This window comes from Paenibacillus sp. 7523-1 (assembly GCF_002276415.1).
Classification (GTDB): Bacteria; Bacillota; Bacilli; order Paenibacillales; family Paenibacillaceae; genus Paenibacillus; species Paenibacillus illinoisensis_A.
Window position 1 is genome coordinate 52,741 of sequence record NZ_NPBR01000025.1, and the last position, 20,961, is coordinate 73,701.

22 protein-coding genes are annotated in these 20,961 nt (G+C 48.1%); 15 read left to right on the plus strand and 7 right to left on the minus strand.

Annotation, left to right across the window (positions count from 1 at the left end; all coding sequences use genetic code 11):
* Positions 1–78: 78 nt before the first annotated feature.
* The 7 genes from CHH60_RS25180 (at position 79) to CHH60_RS25210 (ending at position 8,050) form a co-directional block, all read left to right on the plus strand.
* Positions 79–1,731: an extracellular solute-binding protein gene (locus tag CHH60_RS25180; RefSeq protein WP_095361711.1), complete on the plus strand. Its 1,653-nt coding sequence runs from the start codon at positions 79–81 to the stop codon at positions 1,729–1,731.
* 427 nt (positions 1,732–2,158) lie between these two features.
* The gene (locus tag CHH60_RS25185; RefSeq protein ID WP_095361712.1) at positions 2,159–3,856 is read left to right on the plus strand and encodes a DUF6138 family protein; all 1,698 of its coding nucleotides are present in this window, start codon (positions 2,159–2,161) and stop codon (positions 3,854–3,856) included.
* Positions 3,857–3,904: 48 nt separating this feature from the next.
* Positions 3,905–4,948: a hypothetical protein gene (locus CHH60_RS25190; protein WP_095361713.1), complete on the plus strand. Its 1,044-nt coding sequence runs from the start codon at positions 3,905–3,907 to the stop codon at positions 4,946–4,948.
* Positions 4,949–5,193: 245 nt separating this feature from the next.
* Positions 5,194–6,027: a hypothetical protein gene (locus CHH60_RS25195; RefSeq protein ID WP_176476203.1), complete on the plus strand. Its 834-nt coding sequence runs from the start codon at positions 5,194–5,196 to the stop codon at positions 6,025–6,027.
* 38 nt (positions 6,028–6,065) lie between these two features.
* A complete protein-coding gene (locus tag CHH60_RS30425; RefSeq protein WP_255248081.1) occupies positions 6,066–7,028 on the plus strand; it encodes a hypothetical protein in 963 nt (320 codons plus the stop codon).
* A complete protein-coding gene (locus CHH60_RS25205; protein WP_255248082.1) occupies positions 7,029–7,766 on the plus strand; it encodes a hypothetical protein in 738 nt (245 codons plus the stop codon).
* A 17-nt stretch (positions 7,767–7,783) separates the two neighbouring features.
* Positions 7,784–8,050, plus strand: coding sequence for a DUF4176 domain-containing protein (locus CHH60_RS25210; RefSeq protein ID WP_095361715.1), 267 nt, complete (start codon positions 7,784–7,786; stop codon positions 8,048–8,050).
* A 90-nt stretch (positions 8,051–8,140) separates the two neighbouring features.
* Here the strand turns inward: CHH60_RS25210 and CHH60_RS25215 are convergent, their stop codons facing one another.
* The 3 genes from CHH60_RS25215 to CHH60_RS25225 all read right to left on the minus strand — a co-directional run bounded on the left by CHH60_RS25215 (position 8,141) and on the right by CHH60_RS25225 (position 10,263).
* A complete protein-coding gene (locus CHH60_RS25215) occupies positions 8,141–8,416 on the minus strand; it encodes a WXG100 family type VII secretion target (RefSeq protein ID WP_095292300.1) in 276 nt (91 codons plus the stop codon).
* A gap of 198 nt (positions 8,417–8,614) precedes the next feature.
* A complete protein-coding gene (locus CHH60_RS25220; protein ID WP_255248083.1) occupies positions 8,615–9,721 on the minus strand; it encodes a stalk domain-containing protein in 1,107 nt (368 codons plus the stop codon).
* 335 nt (positions 9,722–10,056) lie between these two features.
* Positions 10,057–10,263 carry a hypothetical protein gene (locus CHH60_RS25225; RefSeq protein ID WP_095292370.1) on the minus strand — a complete coding sequence of 69 codons (207 nt, stop codon included), beginning with the start codon at positions 10,261–10,263 and terminating at the stop codon, positions 10,057–10,059.
* Positions 10,264–10,602: 339 nt separating this feature from the next.
* Here CHH60_RS25225 and CHH60_RS25230 point away from each other — a divergent pair, with 339 nt between their 5' ends.
* The 6 genes from CHH60_RS25230 (at position 10,603) to CHH60_RS30575 (ending at position 15,524) form a co-directional block, all read left to right on the plus strand.
* Positions 10,603–12,237, plus strand: a complete 1,635-nt coding sequence (locus CHH60_RS25230) for a copper amine oxidase N-terminal domain-containing protein (protein ID WP_095361749.1) — start codon at positions 10,603–10,605, stop codon at positions 12,235–12,237.
* Between the two features lie 195 nt (positions 12,238–12,432).
* Complete coding sequence (locus CHH60_RS25235; protein WP_095361716.1) at positions 12,433–12,885, plus strand: disulfide oxidoreductase; 453 nt, start codon at positions 12,433–12,435, stop codon at positions 12,883–12,885.
* Positions 12,886–12,902: 17 nt separating this feature from the next.
* Complete coding sequence (locus tag CHH60_RS25240) at positions 12,903–13,361, plus strand: FixH family protein (RefSeq protein ID WP_095361717.1); 459 nt, start codon at positions 12,903–12,905, stop codon at positions 13,359–13,361.
* A 296-nt stretch (positions 13,362–13,657) separates the two neighbouring features.
* The gene (locus CHH60_RS25245) at positions 13,658–15,103 is read left to right on the plus strand and encodes an alpha/beta hydrolase family protein (protein ID WP_095361718.1); all 1,446 of its coding nucleotides are present in this window, start codon (positions 13,658–13,660) and stop codon (positions 15,101–15,103) included.
* A gap of 22 nt (positions 15,104–15,125) precedes the next feature.
* Positions 15,126–15,272: a MerR family DNA-binding transcriptional regulator gene (locus CHH60_RS30570; protein WP_369680207.1), complete on the plus strand. Its 147-nt coding sequence runs from the start codon at positions 15,126–15,128 to the stop codon at positions 15,270–15,272.
* A 60-nt stretch (positions 15,273–15,332) separates the two neighbouring features.
* A complete protein-coding gene (locus CHH60_RS30575) occupies positions 15,333–15,524 on the plus strand; it encodes a hypothetical protein (RefSeq protein WP_441339413.1) in 192 nt (63 codons plus the stop codon).
* Positions 15,525–15,573: 49 nt separating this feature from the next.
* On the opposite strand, the gene CHH60_RS25255 is transcribed toward CHH60_RS30575, so the two are convergent.
* The 4 genes from CHH60_RS25255 to CHH60_RS25270 form a co-directional block, all read right to left on the minus strand.
* Complete coding sequence (locus CHH60_RS25255; RefSeq protein ID WP_095361719.1) at positions 15,574–16,251, minus strand: succinylglutamate desuccinylase/aspartoacylase family protein; 678 nt, start codon at positions 16,249–16,251, stop codon at positions 15,574–15,576.
* Positions 16,252–16,345: 94 nt separating this feature from the next.
* Positions 16,346–17,314 (minus strand): ABC transporter ATP-binding protein, encoded by a 969-nt coding sequence (locus tag CHH60_RS25260; RefSeq protein WP_095361750.1) that lies wholly within the window; start codon positions 17,312–17,314, stop codon positions 16,346–16,348.
* Between the two features lie 20 nt (positions 17,315–17,334).
* Complete coding sequence (locus CHH60_RS25265; RefSeq protein WP_095361720.1) at positions 17,335–18,135, minus strand: ABC transporter permease; 801 nt, start codon at positions 18,133–18,135, stop codon at positions 17,335–17,337.
* Positions 18,132–18,908 carry an ABC transporter permease gene (locus CHH60_RS25270; protein ID WP_095361721.1) on the minus strand — a complete coding sequence of 259 codons (777 nt, stop codon included), beginning with the start codon at positions 18,906–18,908 and terminating at the stop codon, positions 18,132–18,134. The genes CHH60_RS25265 and CHH60_RS25270 overlap by 4 nt, the downstream gene beginning before the upstream one ends.
* Positions 18,909–19,213: 305 nt before the next feature.
* Here CHH60_RS25270 and CHH60_RS25275 point away from each other — a divergent pair, with 305 nt between their 5' ends.
* Positions 19,214–20,056, plus strand: a complete 843-nt coding sequence (locus tag CHH60_RS25275; RefSeq protein ID WP_095361722.1) for a DegV family protein — start codon at positions 19,214–19,216, stop codon at positions 20,054–20,056.
* A gap of 223 nt (positions 20,057–20,279) precedes the next feature.
* Positions 20,280–20,948 (plus strand): response regulator transcription factor, encoded by a 669-nt coding sequence (locus CHH60_RS25280; RefSeq protein ID WP_441339414.1) that lies wholly within the window; start codon positions 20,280–20,282, stop codon positions 20,946–20,948.
* The last annotated feature ends 13 nt before the right edge of the window (positions 20,949–20,961 follow it).

The window sequence follows — 20,961 nt, forward strand, 5'->3', positions numbered from 1 at the left end:
TGTAAGGTGCATGAAGCATGGATGGGTGATGCGAGATGCACAAAGGGTATCCAAAGTTACCTGAGGAGGGGTTAGTTCATGTATAAAAAGATGATGACGGCAGTGCTTGCATTAACCATGGTTGCTGTAACAGCATGCAGTTCGGGGGCCAAAGAGGAACCTGCGAAGGAAGCGGCTGCGCCGCTTGCGATGCAGAACGGGAAGTACGAACCAGCGGTGCAGATGAGCTACTTGCGGGCTTGGAACGATGACACGAAGTTTAAGAACGGGGAAACGGCACAGAGCAATGTGCATACCAAATGGGCCAAGGAACGTCTTGGCATAGAGCTGACCACACCATGGGCTGTGTCAGTGACTAATGACGCCTTTTATACGAAGCTCCGCCTGTCTCTGTCTGCCAACGAGGAGCTGCCGGATATCGTCTCCATCCGTGGGGACTACAACCTGGTGCGTGAGTTGATTGAGTCCGGCAAGTTCGCTGATGCAGGTGCACTGTTTGATAAATATGCATCTGACACGTGGAAACAGGCGTCCGAATCGGCACCGGAGGAATGGTATCCCTACATGTATGAGGGTCAGCGTTACGGCATTCCGATCTTCGACTATGCCTACAACGGCGATCCGGTGATGTTTATCCGGGAAGACTGGTTGAAGAAGCTGCGACTGGAAGAACCAAAAACGATCGATGAGCTGGTTGCGGTCATGGATGCATTTACGAATCAGGACCCGGATGGTAATGGCAAGAAGGATACGTATGGTTTGACCGTCGGCATGAAGAATGCGCTGAATACATGGATGACGGAATCCGGCTGGATCTTCGGCATGTACAACACGATGCCAGGTCAATGGAACGAGGCTGAAGACGGAACGCTGCAATACGGCTCGGTGCAGCCAGGAGTGAAGGAAGGTCTGGCTACAATGAAAGAGTGGCTCTCCAAAGGTTATCTGCCCAAGGAAGCTGGCGTATATGATGAGATCAAGGCAGCTGAACTGTTTACAGCAGGTAAGGCCGGGATCATCGTGGGTCCGCACTGGATGCCCAACTGGCCCATTGATGACGTGAAGAAAAATGTGGACGGTGCCACCTATAAAGCCATCGCTCTGCCAACCGGCCCGACGGGTGAAAGTCATCATCATGGTTCCGGGGCCAGCAACGGGGTTGTGTTGATCAACAAAGATATGGCTAACCCGGAAGTGTTCTTCACCTATCAGAATTATCTGTTCGATAACTTTGCCAATCCGGAGGTGGGCAGCGAGTTCGAACATGGGTTTGCCCAAGGATATGATTTTGACATCGTGGACGGCAAAGTTGTGGGCGAAGCTGAAGTGAAAGATGGCGTATCGCCGCTGAAATACACGATTACCTATGATGGTGCACGGATTCCGAATCTGATGATGGATACGCTCGCAGAACTCGCGACAGGCAAGGAACCTGAGACGCCTTTTGAGAAAAATACGAGTATTGCCAACAAACCGGAAGTATTTGCTGCAGCTCAAGTTGTCGTTGCACATAAGGATGATGCGATCAAGAACAAGTTCACGGGCGCGCCAACCGATACAATGAAGATGAAGAAGGATGCGCTCGACAAACTGGAGAAGGATACGTTCAGCAAAATCATCTATGGTCAGGTTGGCATTGAGGAATTCGATGCGTTTGTAACGAAGTGGAAGTCGATGGGTGGGGACGACATTACTGCCGAAGTAAACGAATGGTTTAAGACCGTGAATTAATACGGTAAACGGTTTATGGTATGAATTGAAATGTCAAATTGACATGAGAACGGAGAGGACAGAAAAGACCTGGAGAAGCGAAGCGGTTGCCTTTATCACCGGATAGCTTGGGATCATACTAAAGTATTAAAAGAAGAATGAGGGTTTCGTGAATACACCGGATTTGGGCGGAAAGTCGCCTGACTCCGGTGTTTTTTGGTATGAGTACAGGATGCGCAGACAGGTATAGTGGAAGAGATCATCTATTTTCTTAGCCAACAACCGTGCATAAGTCTTATTGTTCCAGGTGTGCATGAGAGAGTAAAATAATAGGTGTTATGCGAACGTCAATACGTATTTTCACTTGCGAGATTTATGGAGCAATCCTGAAGAAATAGAACATGAGCTGTTATTCAATAGAGTTTAATTACGAAAGGCAGGAAATTAGATGAGTACACTATATGATCAGGCCATGGAAGAGATGATTGGCGCCATTCATGAATGGTTTGATGAACAGGAGAAGCGAACCGACTTGGACAAGGTAGTGAAGCGAACCACGCTGCAGATGGGGATCATGGATGATGTTTTACTGGATTACAGACCTGGACGCACGACGGTTGACAGCCTGGATCTTGGTTTGGATGATGGCTTGAAATCCAGGAACGCAGGTTCATTTACGGAAGAGCAGGTACGAAGCGAAATTCAGCCTCAGCTTGCTGAAGTGATCCAGAGAAGATTGGATGAGTTGGGAGATACACCTCTGATCGACTATCATTTCACCTTTCGCGGGAAATTTCCAACGACCGAAGGGAAGCTGCAATTGACGCTATTTGAATTCATCAACGAAGAGAAGAAAGAGCAGCTGCTGGAACGCATTCATACCTATGTGGAACAAAAGCTGGAGAACGGTACATATCCAACGAAGCCGTTGGAATCCTTTTTTCTGACGCGTCATTTGCTTGATCCAGAGCTGTTTCCGAGTCCAAATATCGCCTGGATTATAGCTCAATATGACCGCATTCAGGAATTGAATAAAGGGCGTCAGGATGCCCTGGCGGAGCATCGCGGCAATATCATTCGTGCATTGAAGGATTGGGCAGAGAATCTATTTTTGCCACAGTATTATGATATTCAGTTATCGGAGTATAGGTCGAACGAATATGCACTCAAGCCAGGCGCCGTTCTGGAACAGATTGAGTCTCATGGAGAAGGTGAGAACCATGGGCAGCAAGAGGCCCAGCCTATCGATCTACTTCTGTACGCAGCGGTTATGATTTTGCGTTTTGAGCCCAGCTACAGTAAACCGACAGGCCTTACCTTCCTGGAACTGGCGAAACAGCTGGGGAGCGACCGTGCAGTTCGAATGATGGCGGAAGGCAGCGGGGCTTATGCCAAGGAAGACATTCATGTAAAAAATGAACAGGTGGAATGCACAGCCAATGATGTGTTCTCTCTCATTACAATCGTTATCCGTCAGGAAGAATCATCTGCCTATGAGCAGGCACTGGCATTCATTATTCGGTTACTGAAGAAAGGCTTCCCTAAGAGCTATAAGATCAAGCTCAAATCCAAGGCAAAACAATATTTGCCGATCAAGGGACTCGCCAAGTCGGATACTCATCGATTCTTCGCAAGTGTATTGGATTATCCGAATTTGTATCCACTTCTTGAAGAGTACGCTCGTGAAGCCATTGAAGAATTCGAATGGTATGGAGACACGGAGGGGGAGAAGAACTGTATGCCAGGCAGCTATGCCACGTTTGGATTAGGGCTCGCAGACGAGGCGTATTTTCCTTTGGTTGAATTTTATATGGGAGAAGTGGATGACGAACACCAATTGGTGCAGGACAAATTCACTGCTGCCTTTGCCGAAAAGCACGGTATAACAGCTAGCTCTGTACCTGCATTGATTGCCTGCCTACGACGTTCAACGGATAGCTTGAAGTTGAAGATCCAGCCCGAACTGGAGAATGATGAGAAGCTTGCTCTTATGGTGCAGCAGATCAGCAGTCTGGAAACCTATGAAGTGGAGCGTGTGATATATCCAATCTGGGGCAAAGTGGAGAAGCTTGCAGGTCTGGCCCGCAAAGCTGAAGGGAAACGGAAAGAGCTGCTGCTAGAGCTCCTGCAGGCCGCAGGTAAATAGGGGCTTAGCCATCAAGGCGTGGAAGAGCAGTTGGAAAGGTGGAGAGCCATGGAAGCATTGACTCGTGACATATGGGCAGGGTTATCTGTTCAGGAAAAAGAAGAGCTGCTGCACGGGATGATTGCCTTATGTCCGGCGGGTATGGAATACATCGGTGTAAGAACGTTTGAACGGTTCGGTCAGCGAACTGAATCGGGGATATTTATGCATGCTGGGCGAGAGTTTGTGTTTGTACCTGGAGACCATGTGACCTTAGGGTGGAGTCAGTGGCAGGATGGCATGAATGAGCAGACTTCGGCAGATCTATCTGAGACGGTAAGTGAGTATGGCGTAGAGGACGTAGATTCTTTTCTGGCGAGCCAGATGTCACCGGTGAGAGAAGCGGCTATCGCTCCCATGCTGGTGGAATGCCATACACAATCACTTGGCTGGATTGAAGTTACCGAGGAAGAAGCACTCGCAGTGCATGGATCTGAGTTTGCAGCAGAGCTTGAGCAATTCAAGCATTCTGATCTGAAGGGATTGGAACAGTATCAGGCGTTTCGCCTGGAGCGTCAGGGTGAGGAAGTCCGGATACAACGATATAACGAGGAGCTTACGCTTGAAGCCTTGCTGGAGGGACAAGCTGAAGCGGGTTTTGGTTTGCTCACTGAGGATGAATGGGAGTATTTGTACGGGGGTGGCTGTCGTACGTTATTTCCCTGGGGCGACAGTTTCGATTATACGATGAAGTTGAAGCATTTTGGACGCTTGGAAGGGCTGACTGAGATCGTGGACGAATCGGTCGAGACGGACCTGGCGCTCGTTGCAGAGGATGAAATGCCGTATGATTTGGAGCGGCCCAATTTTTTTGGCCTCCAGTTTGCCGGAGATCCGTACAAAGTTGAATTGACGATGGATTGTACTGGAGGAGTACTGCTCAAAGGCGGCGATGGCGGCGAGATGATCTGTGGCGGCATGGGTCCTTTGGTTGGTTATCTTCCTGCGTCTGCTGCGTATTATCGTAACAGCAATGCCAATGAACTGGACTGGGAAGATTGGATGGATTCCATGTATTATAGAAGAGTTATTCGTTTAACCGATCTGACCTGAAGACGATTAGAAGCAGCAGGGAATATTCGGTCCTTGCTGCTTTTTTTGTTTGCTTCTCATTTAAATTTCAAGATTCAGAAATGATTTTAACCCTGTGCCGTTACACGGCTTAGTGGGTAAATATAATCAGGTTGAACGTCCCAAGAACAGGAGTGGGGGCGCATTGAGCCTGAATGCCTATCCTTTTACAATAAAAAGATAGGCTCTTCCCTTGGAGTTTGATGCATAAATCATGGAAAAGAGGAATGACTGTGCCTACATATACTTCGTTTACCTGCTCTGGCCGGGAGGCTCTGTTTCTGTTTCAGTTAGTGAATATCCCGGAAGCTGAAGTGCTCTTCGCACATCTGAACGATGCTGCATTACAGGGTGAGCGGGCCAAGCCTACATTCGAAAAAATAAAAACCGACCTGATCAAGGACGGCGTTATTGAATCTGAAGATCATGTCATTACCATACATCCGCAAGTCCATCAGCTGCTCCAGAGCTGCAAGCTCAGCAGCGCAGTGATGAAACTTCATCTGAAGACATCAAGCTCAGAACAACGTGAATCACCTCTGACCTATGGCTTCATTTCCGGAACAAACATCGTTGAATGGCTCTGGGATCCTGAACGGGATCAGGTGACCCTGACTTCATTCGAAAGCTTGCAGGACTTTCTTCGTATTATGGGCAATCGGATTGAATTGCCTGACTCTGTCGAGGAATCTCTTCATACCCCTATTCAGAAGCACACACTGCAGCAGTTGCTGACGCTGGATAACGAATCAGGCATCGAAAGGGTAACCAGCGCTTTACGCCAGGACCTGCATGTACATTCGACTGCAATTCACGAACTGACCCAAGCGTTTGTTAACATCCAGAAACAAGGGCAGTTTGAGGTATCCACCCGCGGGATGCAAAAGAAGCCCCAAACCATCTATTTTATGGGTAGTTGTGCAGGCAATTGGCTGTTTATCGAAGACAAGGAAAATGAAAGAAAAGAACTATTTACAGCATTCAAGATAACAGAAGAAGAGCTGATCCAGAGCCTTTTTTTGCTAACGACGCGTTCGTTATCCATTTTGCCTGCAGTTTAATCCCATAGAACGCAGGTATGCTTAAGGGGGAGAATCAGTTGACCAAGATTATTATGAAATCGGAGTACCTGAACTCGCTGGCACAGCAGATTGAACAGGTTACTGCACAGCTGCAGCAGGTAGATGGTGTTCTCCAGCGCTCCATTCAGGGAGCGGCTTGGCAGTCAGCCAACAGGCAGACCATTATCGGCTTGTATCAGTCGCATCAGCAGCGGTTTCAGACTGCCGGACAGAGCATGCAGCAGCTGGCTGCATATGTGAAAACCACTCGTGAGCGTATGGAGCAGGAGGATCAATCCGGGGGCACATTTGGGCTGACGGGCATTAATCTCCTGGCACCATTCGATGGGCCTGGCAGCACGGTAGGGACGCTGACTGCTGCTGCTGCTGTTGCTAAACTGGGGTATCGAGTCAGAAATGGTTATATGGTGAAGCAGCAGCTTGATCGGAATACCCCGCGAATTTTGGTTCGTGAAAGCTATGACTCCGTCAAAAATAATCCAGTAGTCAATGGCAGACCCCGTGACTATAAAATTCATTATGTTCGTGACATTGAAGCCAAAATAGCCAACGGAACAGCCACACCTCAGATTAAGGAAATCGCCTCGATGATCAAGCCCGGTTATGCGGTCAGGTCCGCATTGACGGATAAACTGGGCTGGGCCAGCGTCGGCATTGATGTGTTTACAGACACACAGGAGAACATCAGCCAGAACGCATCCACTGACAAAATTGCCGGGGATATCATCGGAAACGTTGTGGTTGGTGGGGCAACGACAGTAGGAGCAACCCTGCTGACCGCTGCGATTCTGCCTGCTGCAGCACCCGTACTGGCCGTTGGTGCGGTTGGTTTGGGCGTATCCGTAGGTCTGACGTATCTCGCAGAAGGGGTAACCATGAACATGGATCTGGATGGCGACGGGCAGGATGATTCCGTGAAAGACGTGGTGAAACACGGAGCGAAGAAGGCCTGGTCTACCGTATCAGGATGGTTCAAATAGATGGCACGTCAGAAACGTTCCACATCATCGACGAACCATTCTGCTGCCAAAAGGGTAGAAGGTACCTCCTACCACCCGGACGCGTTTGAGAATTATCTTGCGGTATATGCATCGGATGGGATTCGTTTCAGTGCAGGTACGCTGGTGCTCTTTTTTTTGAACGTCTTCCTGCTGATCCCGGTTTTTAGTATTCCATTCCAGTCCTTATATGCTTATATTCTGCTGCCTCCTCTGGCAGTCATGAATGTGTGGGCAGTATCCCTGATTGTGGCACCGCGCAGACTGCAGCTGAATTATGTTTTGTTCCGCGGCGTATTTGGAATCGTCTGTTCCCTGGGATTCATGATCATCGTGCAAAAGTTCGCTTATGGCATGCTTGGACTGACAACCCCATGGTATGCGATCGGGTCGTTTGCAGTATACGGTTTTGCCTTGTATCAGTATGCCAGGTTCCATCTGCGTAAACTGCAGCAGTCTCCACATCGACCAAAAGCGGGTGCAGGCTCACGTATGCCTGTTGCGACGCTGACGATGCTGACTGGAGCCGGTTATCTGGTGGCCAATCTATCATTGGCCTTTGTCACGGAGCAGACGGTTGCGGTAGTCCTGATGTGTGTCTATATTATGCTGGCTTTTGTTGTATTTCACTTTATCATGGATGTGCATCGGTATTACTGGCTGCGCCGGGTACTGCATGCCCCGAAGGAAACTACCGCACATAAAGCGCAGAATAGTTGAAGGAGGTTACTTACCATATGGAAAAAGATACATTGACTTTACTGCCCAACGGCTCCGTGATCCGGCTGAAGGAAGGCACCAAAAAGCTCGTCATTTATGGACGCAAGCAGATGTTAATGACAGAACCGCCTCGTCAGTTTGATTACATTGGATGTTTGTACCCGGAAGGATATATTAATCCGGATTATACGTATGTGTTCAATCATGAAGATATCGAAGAGATCATTTTCAGAGGGTATGTGGATGAGGAAGAAGAAGCATTTGCTGGCAATTTGAATGAATAATAAATAATGGGATTGAATTGAAAAAAAAAATATGAACTTTGCTGAAATATGCAAAGTTAAAATACAACCTTAACGGATAACGGATCAGTCCTAACGTGACTGATCCGTTTCACGAAAGCGGGTTGCCGTCTGCTGCAGGCTGGTGCTGGTTTCCTGCAACCCGAGCAGATAATTGCTGATTGACGTCATACTGTCGTTGATCCGCTGCATGAATTCACGCTGCCGTTCACCTTCCCACTGGCCTTCGGCTTGATCCACCATCGTTCTCAGCTGTGCCAAAATATCATTACCATTCTGGGAAGCCTTGCTGAATTCACCTGCCAGCTGCTGCAGCTCCTCAGGCGAAAGATCTATTCGCTGGTTCATTGTTTTTCCCTCCCTATCTGTTCATGCCTCTGTTAAATGTGCATATACCATTCATTATAACCGCATCTTGAGCGAATTGAAGCTGGACGAAAGCCTTGTTTTCATAACAGTCATATTGTCTGGAATAGGACAAAACACACATCAAATCTGCCCCCGTTAGAAGGGGACAGCGTGATGTGTGTTTTGGTATGATTCGTTTTATTTCAGTTTTTGCACGGATACGGCCATTTGTTCCAGCTGCGTGTGTGTCAGTGCATTATTTGGTGAGCTGAGCGTAACATAGCGATCATCCAGTTGGAATGTCAGCATATCCGTTTTGTCTGGTGTATACCACTTGGCATTTACGCCGTTAGACAGTTTGACTTCTTTGCCATCATAGCTGAACGAATAGTCTTTCGGGGATACTGTCACATTCATATGTTTGAATACAAAGTTTACGCCATCACCGCCGGCACTCACACTTTTGAATGCATCTCCGGCAATCATGTGCTGAGGCGCGTAAGCCGTCTCAAAGCCATCAATTTTCGCAAATGCTTTACGAATGGTAGCTGCTTGTTCCTTGGTGTAATTTACATTGGCAAACCCGGTAATGCCTTGATCGTTGTTATTTACCTTTTGGACGGATACGGCCACCTGAGCAAGCTGTGCCTGAGTCAACTTATGGTCAGGGGAGCTGAGCGTTACATAACGGTCATCCAATGGGAAGGTCAGCATGCCCGTTTGATCCGGAGTGTACCATTTGGCAGTAACGCCATTGGACAATTTCACATCTTTGCTGTCATAACCATCCGAGTAATCACGTGGAGATACGCTTACTTTCATATGAGTGAAGATAAAGCTTACACCATCGCCCCCGGCGCCAACGCTTTTAAACGTATCACCTTGGATACTTTGCTGAGGTGCATAGGCTGTTTCAAAACCATCGAACTGTGCAAATGCTTTTTGAATCGCTTCCTTTTGCGCCGCACTATAGGTTACATTGGACAGGGCAGAAGGATTGCTCGCTGCTTCGCCGATGGTAACCTGACCTTTTTTGCCGTCGTAGGATACAGGAACATGCAGCGCATCTGCAATGGCACGTACAGGCAGGTAGGTTGAATTGTTGTAAGTAATCGGTGCAAGTTTATTTCCATTTCCATCCGTTGGTGTATAAGCTGCTCCATCTACATTGAAGCTGATGCCATGATTTAGATAAGCAGAGATTTTCTCCAGTTGAGTACCGGCGAATACACCAGCAGCTCCTGTTAATGTCATGCCAAGTACCATCATCGCTGCAGCAGATTTCTTCAGGTTTTTTTTCATCATGTATAACTCTCCTTTTGGTGTATGATTGTCATTTGTAGGGCTCGCTGTCCCTTATGGCTTTATATTAAACCCGGAAGTTATCCATAATAATTCTGAATTATCTCCAACTTGTAAACATTTCAAATGTATTTATAAGAAAAAGAAATAGGAAGGAGAGTGGGGCTCGACTGACATTCATTGTGATTCGGATTAGAGTTTTGGAATATGTGGTGTACATGGGGGATGTTTTAAATCAGGAAGAGGGGAATGGATTCCCCAGCCATCTTATATGTAGAACGAACGATTGAGATGTTGAACAGATTTAAAGTCGTACTTAATTGAACTAGGAAGTTCGTTTAGTTTACAAGGTAAAGGATCAGCCCGCCCATGCCAAGCACGATTGCACCAACGTATACATACGTTAACCGGCTCAAGTTTTGTTTGGTTCGGCGGTCATATTCGGGGTTGCTGGTCTGATTGGCTTTGGAGTTTCCGATGATCAGGGTTGCAATGCCGCCGAACAAGGCAATACCAATAATTAAAATATAAGGCAGCCAACTCATGAGTGAACCTCCTTCAAAAGGTGTATAATTCATCTCCTTTATTGTACCTCAGGATAACCTGGGATGTAAGGTTTTATTTGTGAAATTAAGGGAAATAAAGCAGCTGACTTACAGTGTATATAACTCAATTTCAACAATAGATCACAATACATTCAAATGATTTTGAGTATGGAAAAAACCAATAGTGATGCGGATTCGCGGCTCTCCCAAACGGAGGCCGTGAATTTTTTTTGCCTATGGGGTGATCCAGATTCGAGATCCCTGCGTTACACCCTTTGAAAACGATGACGAGGAAACAAAGCATACAAAATTAGATTGAGGAGTGAATATGTAATGAAAATGAAAATGAAGAAGTTTATCGCACCGATGCTAAGCTTGACGCTCTTGATGCCGGGAATCGCAGGGGCTGCTTCCGCGCAGCAGACGCCAATGACTACGATGAAGGCTTCCGTGAACACACCTGCCGCTGACCTTAGAGCCAACTTGGATCACCTACTTTCGGAACATTTTGCACTGGCAGTAACAGCTATGGCTAAAGCATATGACGGAGCAAAAGACGCAGATGCAGCTTACAAAGCACTCGACCAAAATGCCCTGGATATGCAGCCGGCCATCGCCTCCCTGTACGGTGATGCAGGTGCGAAGGAGTTCGAACGCATCTTCCGCGCTCATAACAAATACACCGACGACTTGGTGAAAGCAACTAAAGTGGGCAACCAGGCTGGCATCAAACAAGCACAGGATCATATCAACGGATTTGTCGATGAGTTCTCCACATTCCTGAACACCGCAACGGAAGGCAAATTGCCAAAAGCGGCAGCCAAAGAAGCACTGAAGGTACATGAAGATCTCGTGCAAAAAGTATTTGATGAATATGTAGCCGGAGATTATAGTGATGCATACAAGGCGTACCGCGAAGGTTTCAAGGAGATGTTCGACGTAAGTAAGGCACTCTCCACGGCAATTACAACACAAATGCCTGAAAAGTTCGAGAACACCAAAGCCGATACAAAAGCAGCAGATCTGAGATCCGCTCTGAATCACCTGGCCTCCGAGCACTTTGCTCTGTCTGCCCTGCAAATGCAAGAGGAATACGATGGACGCACAGCAGCCTCGAATGCTCTGGTTACAGCTGAAGCCGGGAACACAGCTGATTTCAAAGCAGCCATTGCTTCGATCTACGGTAATGATGGAGCCAACGCTTTCGAGAAAATTTGGGTAACCAATCATGTTAATGCACAGAGTGACTATGTAAAAGCCGTTAAAAACAATGATGCAGCAGCTCGTGCAGCGGTAGAGAAGCGTATTGATGGTTTCACCACAGAATTCGCTGCATTCCTGGATTCGGCAACAGCAGGCAATCTGCCTAAGGCAGCCGGACAAGAAGCATTGACTACACACGAAGAGCAAGTACAGAAAGTTCTCGACCAATATGCAGCCGGCAATTATGATGCTTCGTATACAACGAATCGTGAAGGTTTCAAAGTGATGTTTGGTGTAGGTCAAGCCCTGGGTAATGCGATCGTGACTCAGAACAATGACAAGTTTCAGGAGCCGATGACACCTGCCCCAACACCAACGCCAGCTCCGGATATGACCACTGTTTGGATGAAGCTGAACAGCAAAATGCTGAAAATTAACGATAAAACGACCAACATGGACACTACTCCGGTGCTCTGGAAAAACACGACGTACATTCCACTTCGCTTCCTGAGTGAAGGAATTGGTGCAACGGTGAAATGGGACAAAAAAGCCCAGGAAGTTACGGTTATGGCTGGTGATGATACCCTCGTATTCTGGGTGAACAACAAAGTCATGGAAGTGAACGGTATGAAGAAGAACGTAGGCTCCACAGTGTTTGTTAACAAAGACGGACGTACCCAAGTACCACTGCGTTTCATTTCTGAACTTCTGAACTGGGACGTAAAATGGGCTCAAAAGGATGGTTCCATCACATTGACCAAATCGATGTAATCGTAGGAAGTCGACCAACGAATAACCAGAAAGAAGCAGGAGGGCTGCCCGCAAGGCAGCTCTTTTGTGTTTCACCAATTTATTCAAATATTTGGTATAATGATCATCATGTAACACCCTACATAACGGCTTGAATAGCCCTTGCGTCATGAATGAGGTATTATGATATTTCAAAATGCAGAGGAGGCCAGATGAATGAGTGCATCATCAAAACCTGAGCGACCGGCGAGACACGTGGATACCCGGCTGTTTATTGCTTGGGCCGTATCCGTCATCGCGACGGGAGGAAGTTTATATTTCAGTGAGATTAAGGGATATATCCCTTGTGATCTATGCTGGTTCCAGCGTATTTTTATGTATCCACTGACCATAGTGCTTGGGATCGCCTACTTCAAGGATGATGTAGGGATCACCAAATATGTGCTTCCGCTTAGTTTCATCGGCGGTGGAATCTCGTTATACCACGTTACGATTCAGCGAATCTATTCGGCTACTGGCAACTCCGTCGCTTGTGGGCAGATTCCTTGCTATACCGACTATTTGAACTGGTTTGGTTTCATCACGATTCCATTGCTGGCCCTGATTGCGTTTATCATCATTATTGTAATGTTGTGGGGAATTGGCAAAACACCAAAATCTTCTTTATAAGAAAGGACAGATGATGGATGAGTGGACAAGTCCGTTGGTTCATGCCGTTAATTATCATTCTGCTCCTTACGACTGTGGGCTGCTCCAACGATGAGCAATCCCAGAGTACGGATACGCTGGAGATGATTAAGGTGCAGCTCATGGTACCGGATAAGGTGTCCATCCAGGATGATGTTACCCTGCAGATTAAACTGACGCAGGGAGGTCAGCCCGTGGATGATGCAGACCATGTGCAATTTCAGGTATGGAATGAAAAAGATGAACCAGCAGCACCTGCTGTAGATCAAGGAATGAATCCTGAGGATCTTGAAGCTCAGGGAGCGATTACGGCCCAATCCACAGGGGATGGAATTTACGAGGCCAACTATGCGTTCGAGGAAACGGGCGTATATGTCGTACAGGTCCATGTAACCGCTGGAGCCATGCATGCGATGCCAAGAACCAAGGTAACTGTAGAGAGCGCTTCAGGCAATTAAAAAGGAATGCTCAGTTGAACATGAAAACCCGCCAGACGAGGTACAAGCCAATCAGGGCTGCTGTACCGCGTATGACGGGTTTTCTAATGTTGACTGTTATTAGCTGCTTCATGACTACTGATATGTTCTGCTTAAATATTCTAAATACCGCTTGCGTGTAAGATCTCCAGCACGTTCCCGAGCTGGAAGAAATCAGATCAGCCCCGTTATGATATGATCAAAAAGTTTAACCTTGACCTTGAAGTATGCTTCAAGGTTTATCCTTGTTCTATTACAGAGATGTTGGAGGTTAAACGATGAGAATATTGGAATGGATTTTAGTACTTGTAACGGTTGTGGTCGCCATATTGATGCTGGTTCGCCCGAGGCGGGGGATGAGGATGGCTATGATATCTGCTTTGGTGTTGTTTACTGCGCTGCACGGTGTAATAGAGCAATTTCGAGTGCAAATGCTGCCTACATATCTTCTGGTCCTGGTTCTTTTGGTTATGATCGTTGTTCGACGAGAGAATCACAGATCATGGATCAAAGCCACGCTGGCTTCTATCATGGTATTGGTACTTAGTGCAGGTTCAGTGGCACTGACCTGGTTACTTCCGGCTTTTACAATGCCTGAGCCAACCGGCCCGTATGCCATAGGTACATTCCAACAGCAGCTCGTGGATGAATCCCGCGAAGAGGCGAATTCGCCTGAGCCAGGAGACAAGCGAGAACTTATGATCAATGTCTGGTATCCAGTGGATCACGAAGCTGCCAAGGGACTTCCGCTGGAGCATTATCCCGCAGAGCTGGGTGAAGCCATCAGCCTCGTGTTCGGTATTCCACCACAGGTGTTTAGCTATCTGGACACGATTCCCACACATGTGGTCACAGGTGCAAAGGTATCGGCCGCAGAGAGCAGTTATCCTGTGCTGCTGTTCTCGCCAGGGGTTCGTTCTGCCCGTTTTCAAAGTATGACCGCTATTGAAGAACTGGTTAGCCATGGGTACATTGTTGTGGGGCTAGACCATCCGTACACATCAGCACAAGTTACGTTTCCGGACGGACATGTCGTGGCGTATGAAGAAAATCCTGAATTCGGGACGTCAGAGGAACTGTACCAGTATAATGTCAAAGGTGTAGGCATTCGTGCTGCAGATGAAAGCTTTGTGCTGGATACACTTACATTATGGAATAGTCATGATCCGAACGGGCTGCTCGAAGGCAAGCTGGATCTGGATCGTGTAGGCATTTTTGGTCACTCTTACGGCGGGGCAACCACAGCGGAGGCTCTGGCTCAGGATGAACGGTTTAGCGCAGGGCTTAGTCTGGAAGGCGGTTTCTGGGGTGAAGTGTCCAAGGTTACTCTAAAACAACCGTTTATGTATATCATGTCAGGTGAGACAGCCAAAAGTTTTGCACCGGACGCCACCGAAAAAGACAACGTGTTTTATCCGGAATTTGAACCGGATTTGGATTATGTCATGACACATAGCTTGAATGATACCTATTACCTGACTGTGGATGGTTTTTTCCACCAGAGCTTCACCGATATCTCGTTGATCTCGCCCCGAATGTTTGCCAGGGGGATGACGCCCGAGCATAATGTGGATATCACGAGATCGTATACGCTGGCATTCTTCGACCGCTATCTCAAAGGAGAGCAGCAGGTGCTGTTGGAAGGACCATCAGACCGCTTCCCGGAGGCAGCGTACGATACCCAATATACAAGCATAGGTCATAAACAGATGAAACAACAGTAAGAGGAAAGGTGGGACAGGCTTTATGGGTACCATGACGAGAGGCGAATTGGCGAAACGAACAGGAATAAGCATGGCAGCCATCCGTTATTACGAGAACAGTGGCATACTGCCTGCTCCCCGCCGGGCATCTAACGGATATCGAATATATACAGAGGATTATCTGGTCTAAATCAAATTTATTCAGGATGCACAGGCACTGGGATATTCGCTAAAAGAGATCCAGGAAAACTTGCAGCTGCTTAGCCAGGAGGATATGGAAAGTGAGCAGCTGAAAATCCCGGTACGTGACCGAATCACAGACATTGAGAGTCACATCACGAATCTGCAGCGTATGCAAACGTTCCTTGAAGCCCTGCTCATGACATCGGAAAAGGATATCCATAACTACATTCAATCCTTCCGTAACCATAAAGAAGAGTAATATCATAACCTCCCTTCCACATCACGATGGAATTGGGAGGTTACTTATTTCATATAAACCCTGCTTCCCGCAAAAAGTGGTGTACTATTCTCGTCTGGTACTTGATCCGTACGGATCGCTTCAGGCTCCAGCAGGTTTCAACGGTAACGGAACGGGCCTGGAGCACTCTGGCGGCAGCTGTCCGGGCAGATCCGGGAAGCTCATGCTGCTTCAGGTTGAAATGCCGATCACGAATGGCGATGGAACGATTCATGCGTTCAATAATTCTTCTGCATGCCGGAACGGCACGGCTTCCGGGATTGGTGATCAGGGTTTGCCCCAATACACGGGAGCTGAGCTGGGACAATCCGTTAGCCTCGTGCAGGTCGATCCACCAGTCTGGCCCATGTTCACGTGCCAGACGAAAGACGGCAGAAGCAAGAGGATGCTTCGCTTTGGCAGATAATCGGCGGGGAAATGTTCTGTTCAGATCGGGATTGCCCCTAATTTTTTTGTCATAAGCCTTCTGGTTCACTCGTGGAATAATAATGAGAAGACCGCGCTGAATGGATAGTCGTCCTGCTGCGCAATCGTCGGCGAGTTTTTGCGCAGCAGCCATGCTTGCGGTTTCGTTTCCATGAACGCCGGAAGTGACAACCATTACGGGGCCAGACGCTGCACCACGCACCAAGTAGTAGGGAGTAGAGTATGTGCTGGACGCTGCCAGTACATGTTTAGTGACAAGCATGAACATCACCTCCGTTACTACAGTACGTCATGTCCTTCTTGCATGTAACGGCGTCCGAACAGGCCCTCATCCAGATCTGTCCAAATTGGGCCAATCAGTATACCTGGTGGATAATATCTTCGAAATCCGGTTCCTGCATCTCCACATCGATAATCTCGCCCCATTGCTCCAGCAGCTTCAGAATATTCATCGTAGTCCATTCTTTCCGGTTCACTTGAACAGTAACGACCAGTTCGTCCACACCTGTAATCTGTATGGCAGGAGGTATGGCATCCGGAATATGAAACTCCCCTCGGTAAGTCACCCGGATAATCGTGGGCAGACCGATTGTATCCCGCAGAGAGGAGATCGTACCGTCATATGTAAGCTGGCCGTGATTGATAACCATCACCCGGCTGCATAACTGCTCGATATCATCCATATCATGCGTCGTCAGCAAAATCGTTTTGCCAAACTCTTCATTTAAAGTCCGCAAAAACTGGCGTATGTTCCGTTTGGCGTTCACATCCAGTCCAATGGTGGGTTCATCGAGAAAAAGCAGTTCCGGATCATGCAGCATGGAAGCTGCGAGATCTGCACGCATCCGCTGTCCAAGTGAGAGTTTACGGACAGGCGTGGCCCAGAAGGATTCAAGGTCCAGCAGTTCAGCGAACTGGGCCAACCGTTTCCTTTTGAGTTCAGCAGGTACACCATACATTTCAGCCAGAATATCATACGAATCCTTCACGGGCAGATCCCACCAGAGCTGGCTGCGTTGACCAAATACTACCCCCAGTCGCCTTACCGTTTGCAGCCTTTCCTGATGCGGGTTCATCCCAGCTAGCAGGACTTCCCCCGAGGTCGGGTGGAGGATGCCCGTCAACATTTTAATAGTGGTCGACTTGCCGGCACCATTCGGCCCGATGTATCCAACGAACTCCCCTTGTGGAATGTCAAAACTGATGTCACGTACAGCCTCTTTGGACACGTATTCGCGTGAAAATAACGTCCGAAGTCCGGAGAACCGGCCCTCCCGAACGACAGGCGTTTTGAATTCTTTTTGCAGCTGCCTCGCTGTAATCATGTTCATGGTAAGATCCCTCCTTAGCTTCCCGTACTTTGATATTTGGTGATACCGTATTTCCAGAAGCGCAGACTGGCAGCCAGACACAAAGCAGCTACAGCCGCAATCGCGGCAAGCACCCAAGCTCCGCCTTGACCCCGCAGTAGATACAGGGAGGGGATGTAGTTGACGAATCCAACCGGAATGACCGTCAGCAGAATGCCGGACATCCACTTGGGATATAACGTTAGTGGATATTGGGCAGCCGTACGGGCTGCATCTTCTGTGATTGTCTGCAGTTCCTCAATGCGTGTGGTCCAGAATCCCAGCGTCGCTGTAGCCAGTCCAATGGAGAAGAGGATGATGGCTCCAGTCAGAATAATCAGCAGAGAGAGAGGGATGACTGTCCAGCCGATCTGCCCGCTGTGCATCATGCCTGCCAGAGACCAGCAGAGAATAAATCCTCCCTGAAGCACTTCGCCGACCATGATGCGGAAATTTTGCGGCAGCAGGGCAAGTAATACGGGCATAGGCCTCGTTAACAGTTGATCCAGTTCGCCGCCGACTAAATATTTCTCCAGATGATGAACCTCATTGCCGAAGGTACGGTAAAGTGTTTTGGATAACGTCATGATTGCGAACAGATAACCGATCTCATGCAGAGACCAGCCCTTAATCGCACCAAACTGATGCAGCACCAGCGCAACCATGAGAAATTCGGAGATCTGAATCAGTGCGGCCAGAACGGATGCCAATATAAAATTGAACTTGTACTGCATCCGGCTGCGGATGCTCGTTCGAATCAGTATTTTATATAGTTGGTACCAGGAAGTTCGCTTCATCCGCCCTGCACCTCCACTTTGCGGCGCATCACACGGGTGATGACCAGACAGATCAGGGTCATGAGCACACACCAAAGCAAGGTTCCCCAGAGCAAGGAGCCATCTTCAAAACCGAGATAGATTCGGGTAGGAACATAGAGCAGAAAGGGATAGGGTGATAACCAGGCCAGACGTTCGAGCCAGTCAGGAAGCCATTCGAGTGGAATGAAGAAACCAGCCAGCAAATTCATCATGGCATGATTGCCCCAGTGTAGCCAGGATGATTCGGTCGTCCAGATGGCAGTAACCCCAATGATGTAATTCATGCAGATGGATAAGTAGGATGCGCCGGCAAGACTTAGCGCTGCAAATAACAGGGCTGAGACCTCCGTAGGCCATTGCAGGGAAAAAACGATAGAGAATAGCAGGTAGATTGGAATGCTCTTGTACACGAACTGGTAGGCAATCTGTCCCCATTCGCGTGCCATAAGGTGAGTAAACAGATGCACCGGCCTCATCAGATCCAGCGCGATCTGCCCTGTCCTGACTGTAAGAGGAATTCCGAGTCCATTGGTTAGAAAACCCGAGATCCAGAGAGAGGATTGCGTAAACGCAATGTAACTGACCATCCCCTGTGTCCCGTATTCCCCGAGAGAGTGATCAGCCCCGATGCCGATCCAGAGGCAGGCATACATGTAACCGAACATGGCGCTTGCCAGGTTATGTACCATGTGTGCCCCGCGATATTGCAGATTCCGGGCGTAGGCTTTGGAAGCCAAAGTGAGATAAAGCATGTGACACCTCCGATAAGTGGATTGAACGGCGGTCCCGTTCACTTCAGTCAAGGCGAAAAAGAGAGAAGGACAACAGCATACCAATATATTCCTTCACAGGCAAGACATTTTTTTGGGATATCCCGGAAGAAACGGGGCTGTTCAATAATGCGCCACAAGACATCGGTTCACCAGGTCCTTTATAATGAAAGAGTAATGACGTAAACGTTTACAATCTGTGTTATTCAAATTTAAAATAATCCGCCGGGCATGTGCCTGACGATGGAGGATACAGCTTCAACAATCCGGCAAGAGAGAAGGTTGGAATGAAAAAAATTGCATGGGTTACCGACAGTACCAGCACACTCGATCCGCTGTTTGCAGAGCAAAATCACGTTTACATTGTACCGTTGCGCGTTGTATTTGGAGAGGAATGCTATCGGGAAACCGAGGAAATCTCATCCGAACAGTTCTATGAGAAGCTTGCAGAGGCAGCAAGGGCAAGCAGCTCTCAGCCGCCTATAGGTGAGTTTATCGAACTATATGAATCGCTAAAAGGTCAGTATGATGAGATTATTACCATTCACTGCTCAACTGCACTTAGCGGAACGCTGCATACTTCAATGCAGGCGGCAGAGATTGCTGGAGTATCGATAACGGCAATTGATTCCAGAGCGGGAGCCTACCCGCTGCGGGAGATGATTTTGCAAGGCGTGGAAATGCAGAAACAGGGATGTACGGTAGCTGAAATCAAGCTTCACATCGAACAGATGATGGACAACATGTCCTTTTACCTCATTCCGGCCTGTCTGCAGCATCTTCACCGCAGTGGGCGCGTCTCAGGCACACAGCTAGTACTCAGCCAATTGTTGAAAATTCACCTGCTCTTGCGATTTGAAGAGGGCAAGGTCGTCGTGAACGAGAAGATTCGTACCTTCAAACGAGCCAAACAGCGCATGTTAGAGGTGCTAAAGGTAGACATGGAGAAAGTAAAACATGTGTGTATCATGCATGCCGATAATCAGGAAGAAGCCATCACGATCAAGCAACAAATTGCTGATCTGCTTCCCCGGTTGAAGACGGAAATCATGCCTTTTATCCCTGTGGTAGGCATTCATGCAGGCGCGGGTACGATTGGTCTCTGCTGGATACGAAGCGAGACAACATAGATGGATTAATGATCGAAAAGGTAGGGGTCACCTTGAATATAGGTGGCTTCCCTGCCTTTTTTGTACCTATTTTATATTTTAAGTGATGTTCGAAGAAGTGGCGCTTCCGCATTGCCAATTCAGGTGAACTGTGAGGTAATAATAGAAAAACAAAGAAGTTGGGGGAAATCACGTGTCGAGTCACCGTTTGCTGCTTGTGGAAGACGATCGTTCAATTAGTGAGATGGTTGGACCATATCTGGAGAAAGAGGGCTACAGCGTCACGTACGCATATGACGGATTAGAGGCAGAGCACAAGTTTCAACAAGCGGAGCCTGCGTTTGATCTGGTCATTCTGGACCTCATGCTGCCGCACCGAAGCGGCATGGACGTGCTGCAGACCATCAGAGCTGCCAGTCTTATCCCCGTCTTAATTTTATCTGCAAAGGATGGGGAAGTGGACAAGGCACTGGGGCTTGGTTTCGGTGCAGACGACTATTTGAGCAAGCCGTTCTCCCTCATCGAATTGACCGCACGAATCAAGGCGGCAATTCGCCGCGCCAACTATACGGTACCACAGGTTACCTCGGCAACAGCCAAGGATCAACGGATCGAAATTGGCGGGCTGGTGGTGGATATGGAGACCTATGAAGTGGAGCGGGAAGGCATCCCTGTAAGACTGACATCCAAGGAATTTGGCATTCTAAAGTTGTTTGTTACGCATCCTGGCAGAGTGTTTACAAAGGCACAGATTTACGCATCTGTCTGGAACGATCCGTATTATGGGGACGAAAATATCATTAACGTACACATGCGGAGGCTGCGCGAAAAGATCGAGACAGATCCATCAAAACCGCAGTATATCAAAACGTTGTGGGGGATCGGTTATAAGCTGGAGGTGGAGCCCAAGTGATCATTCTATTGGC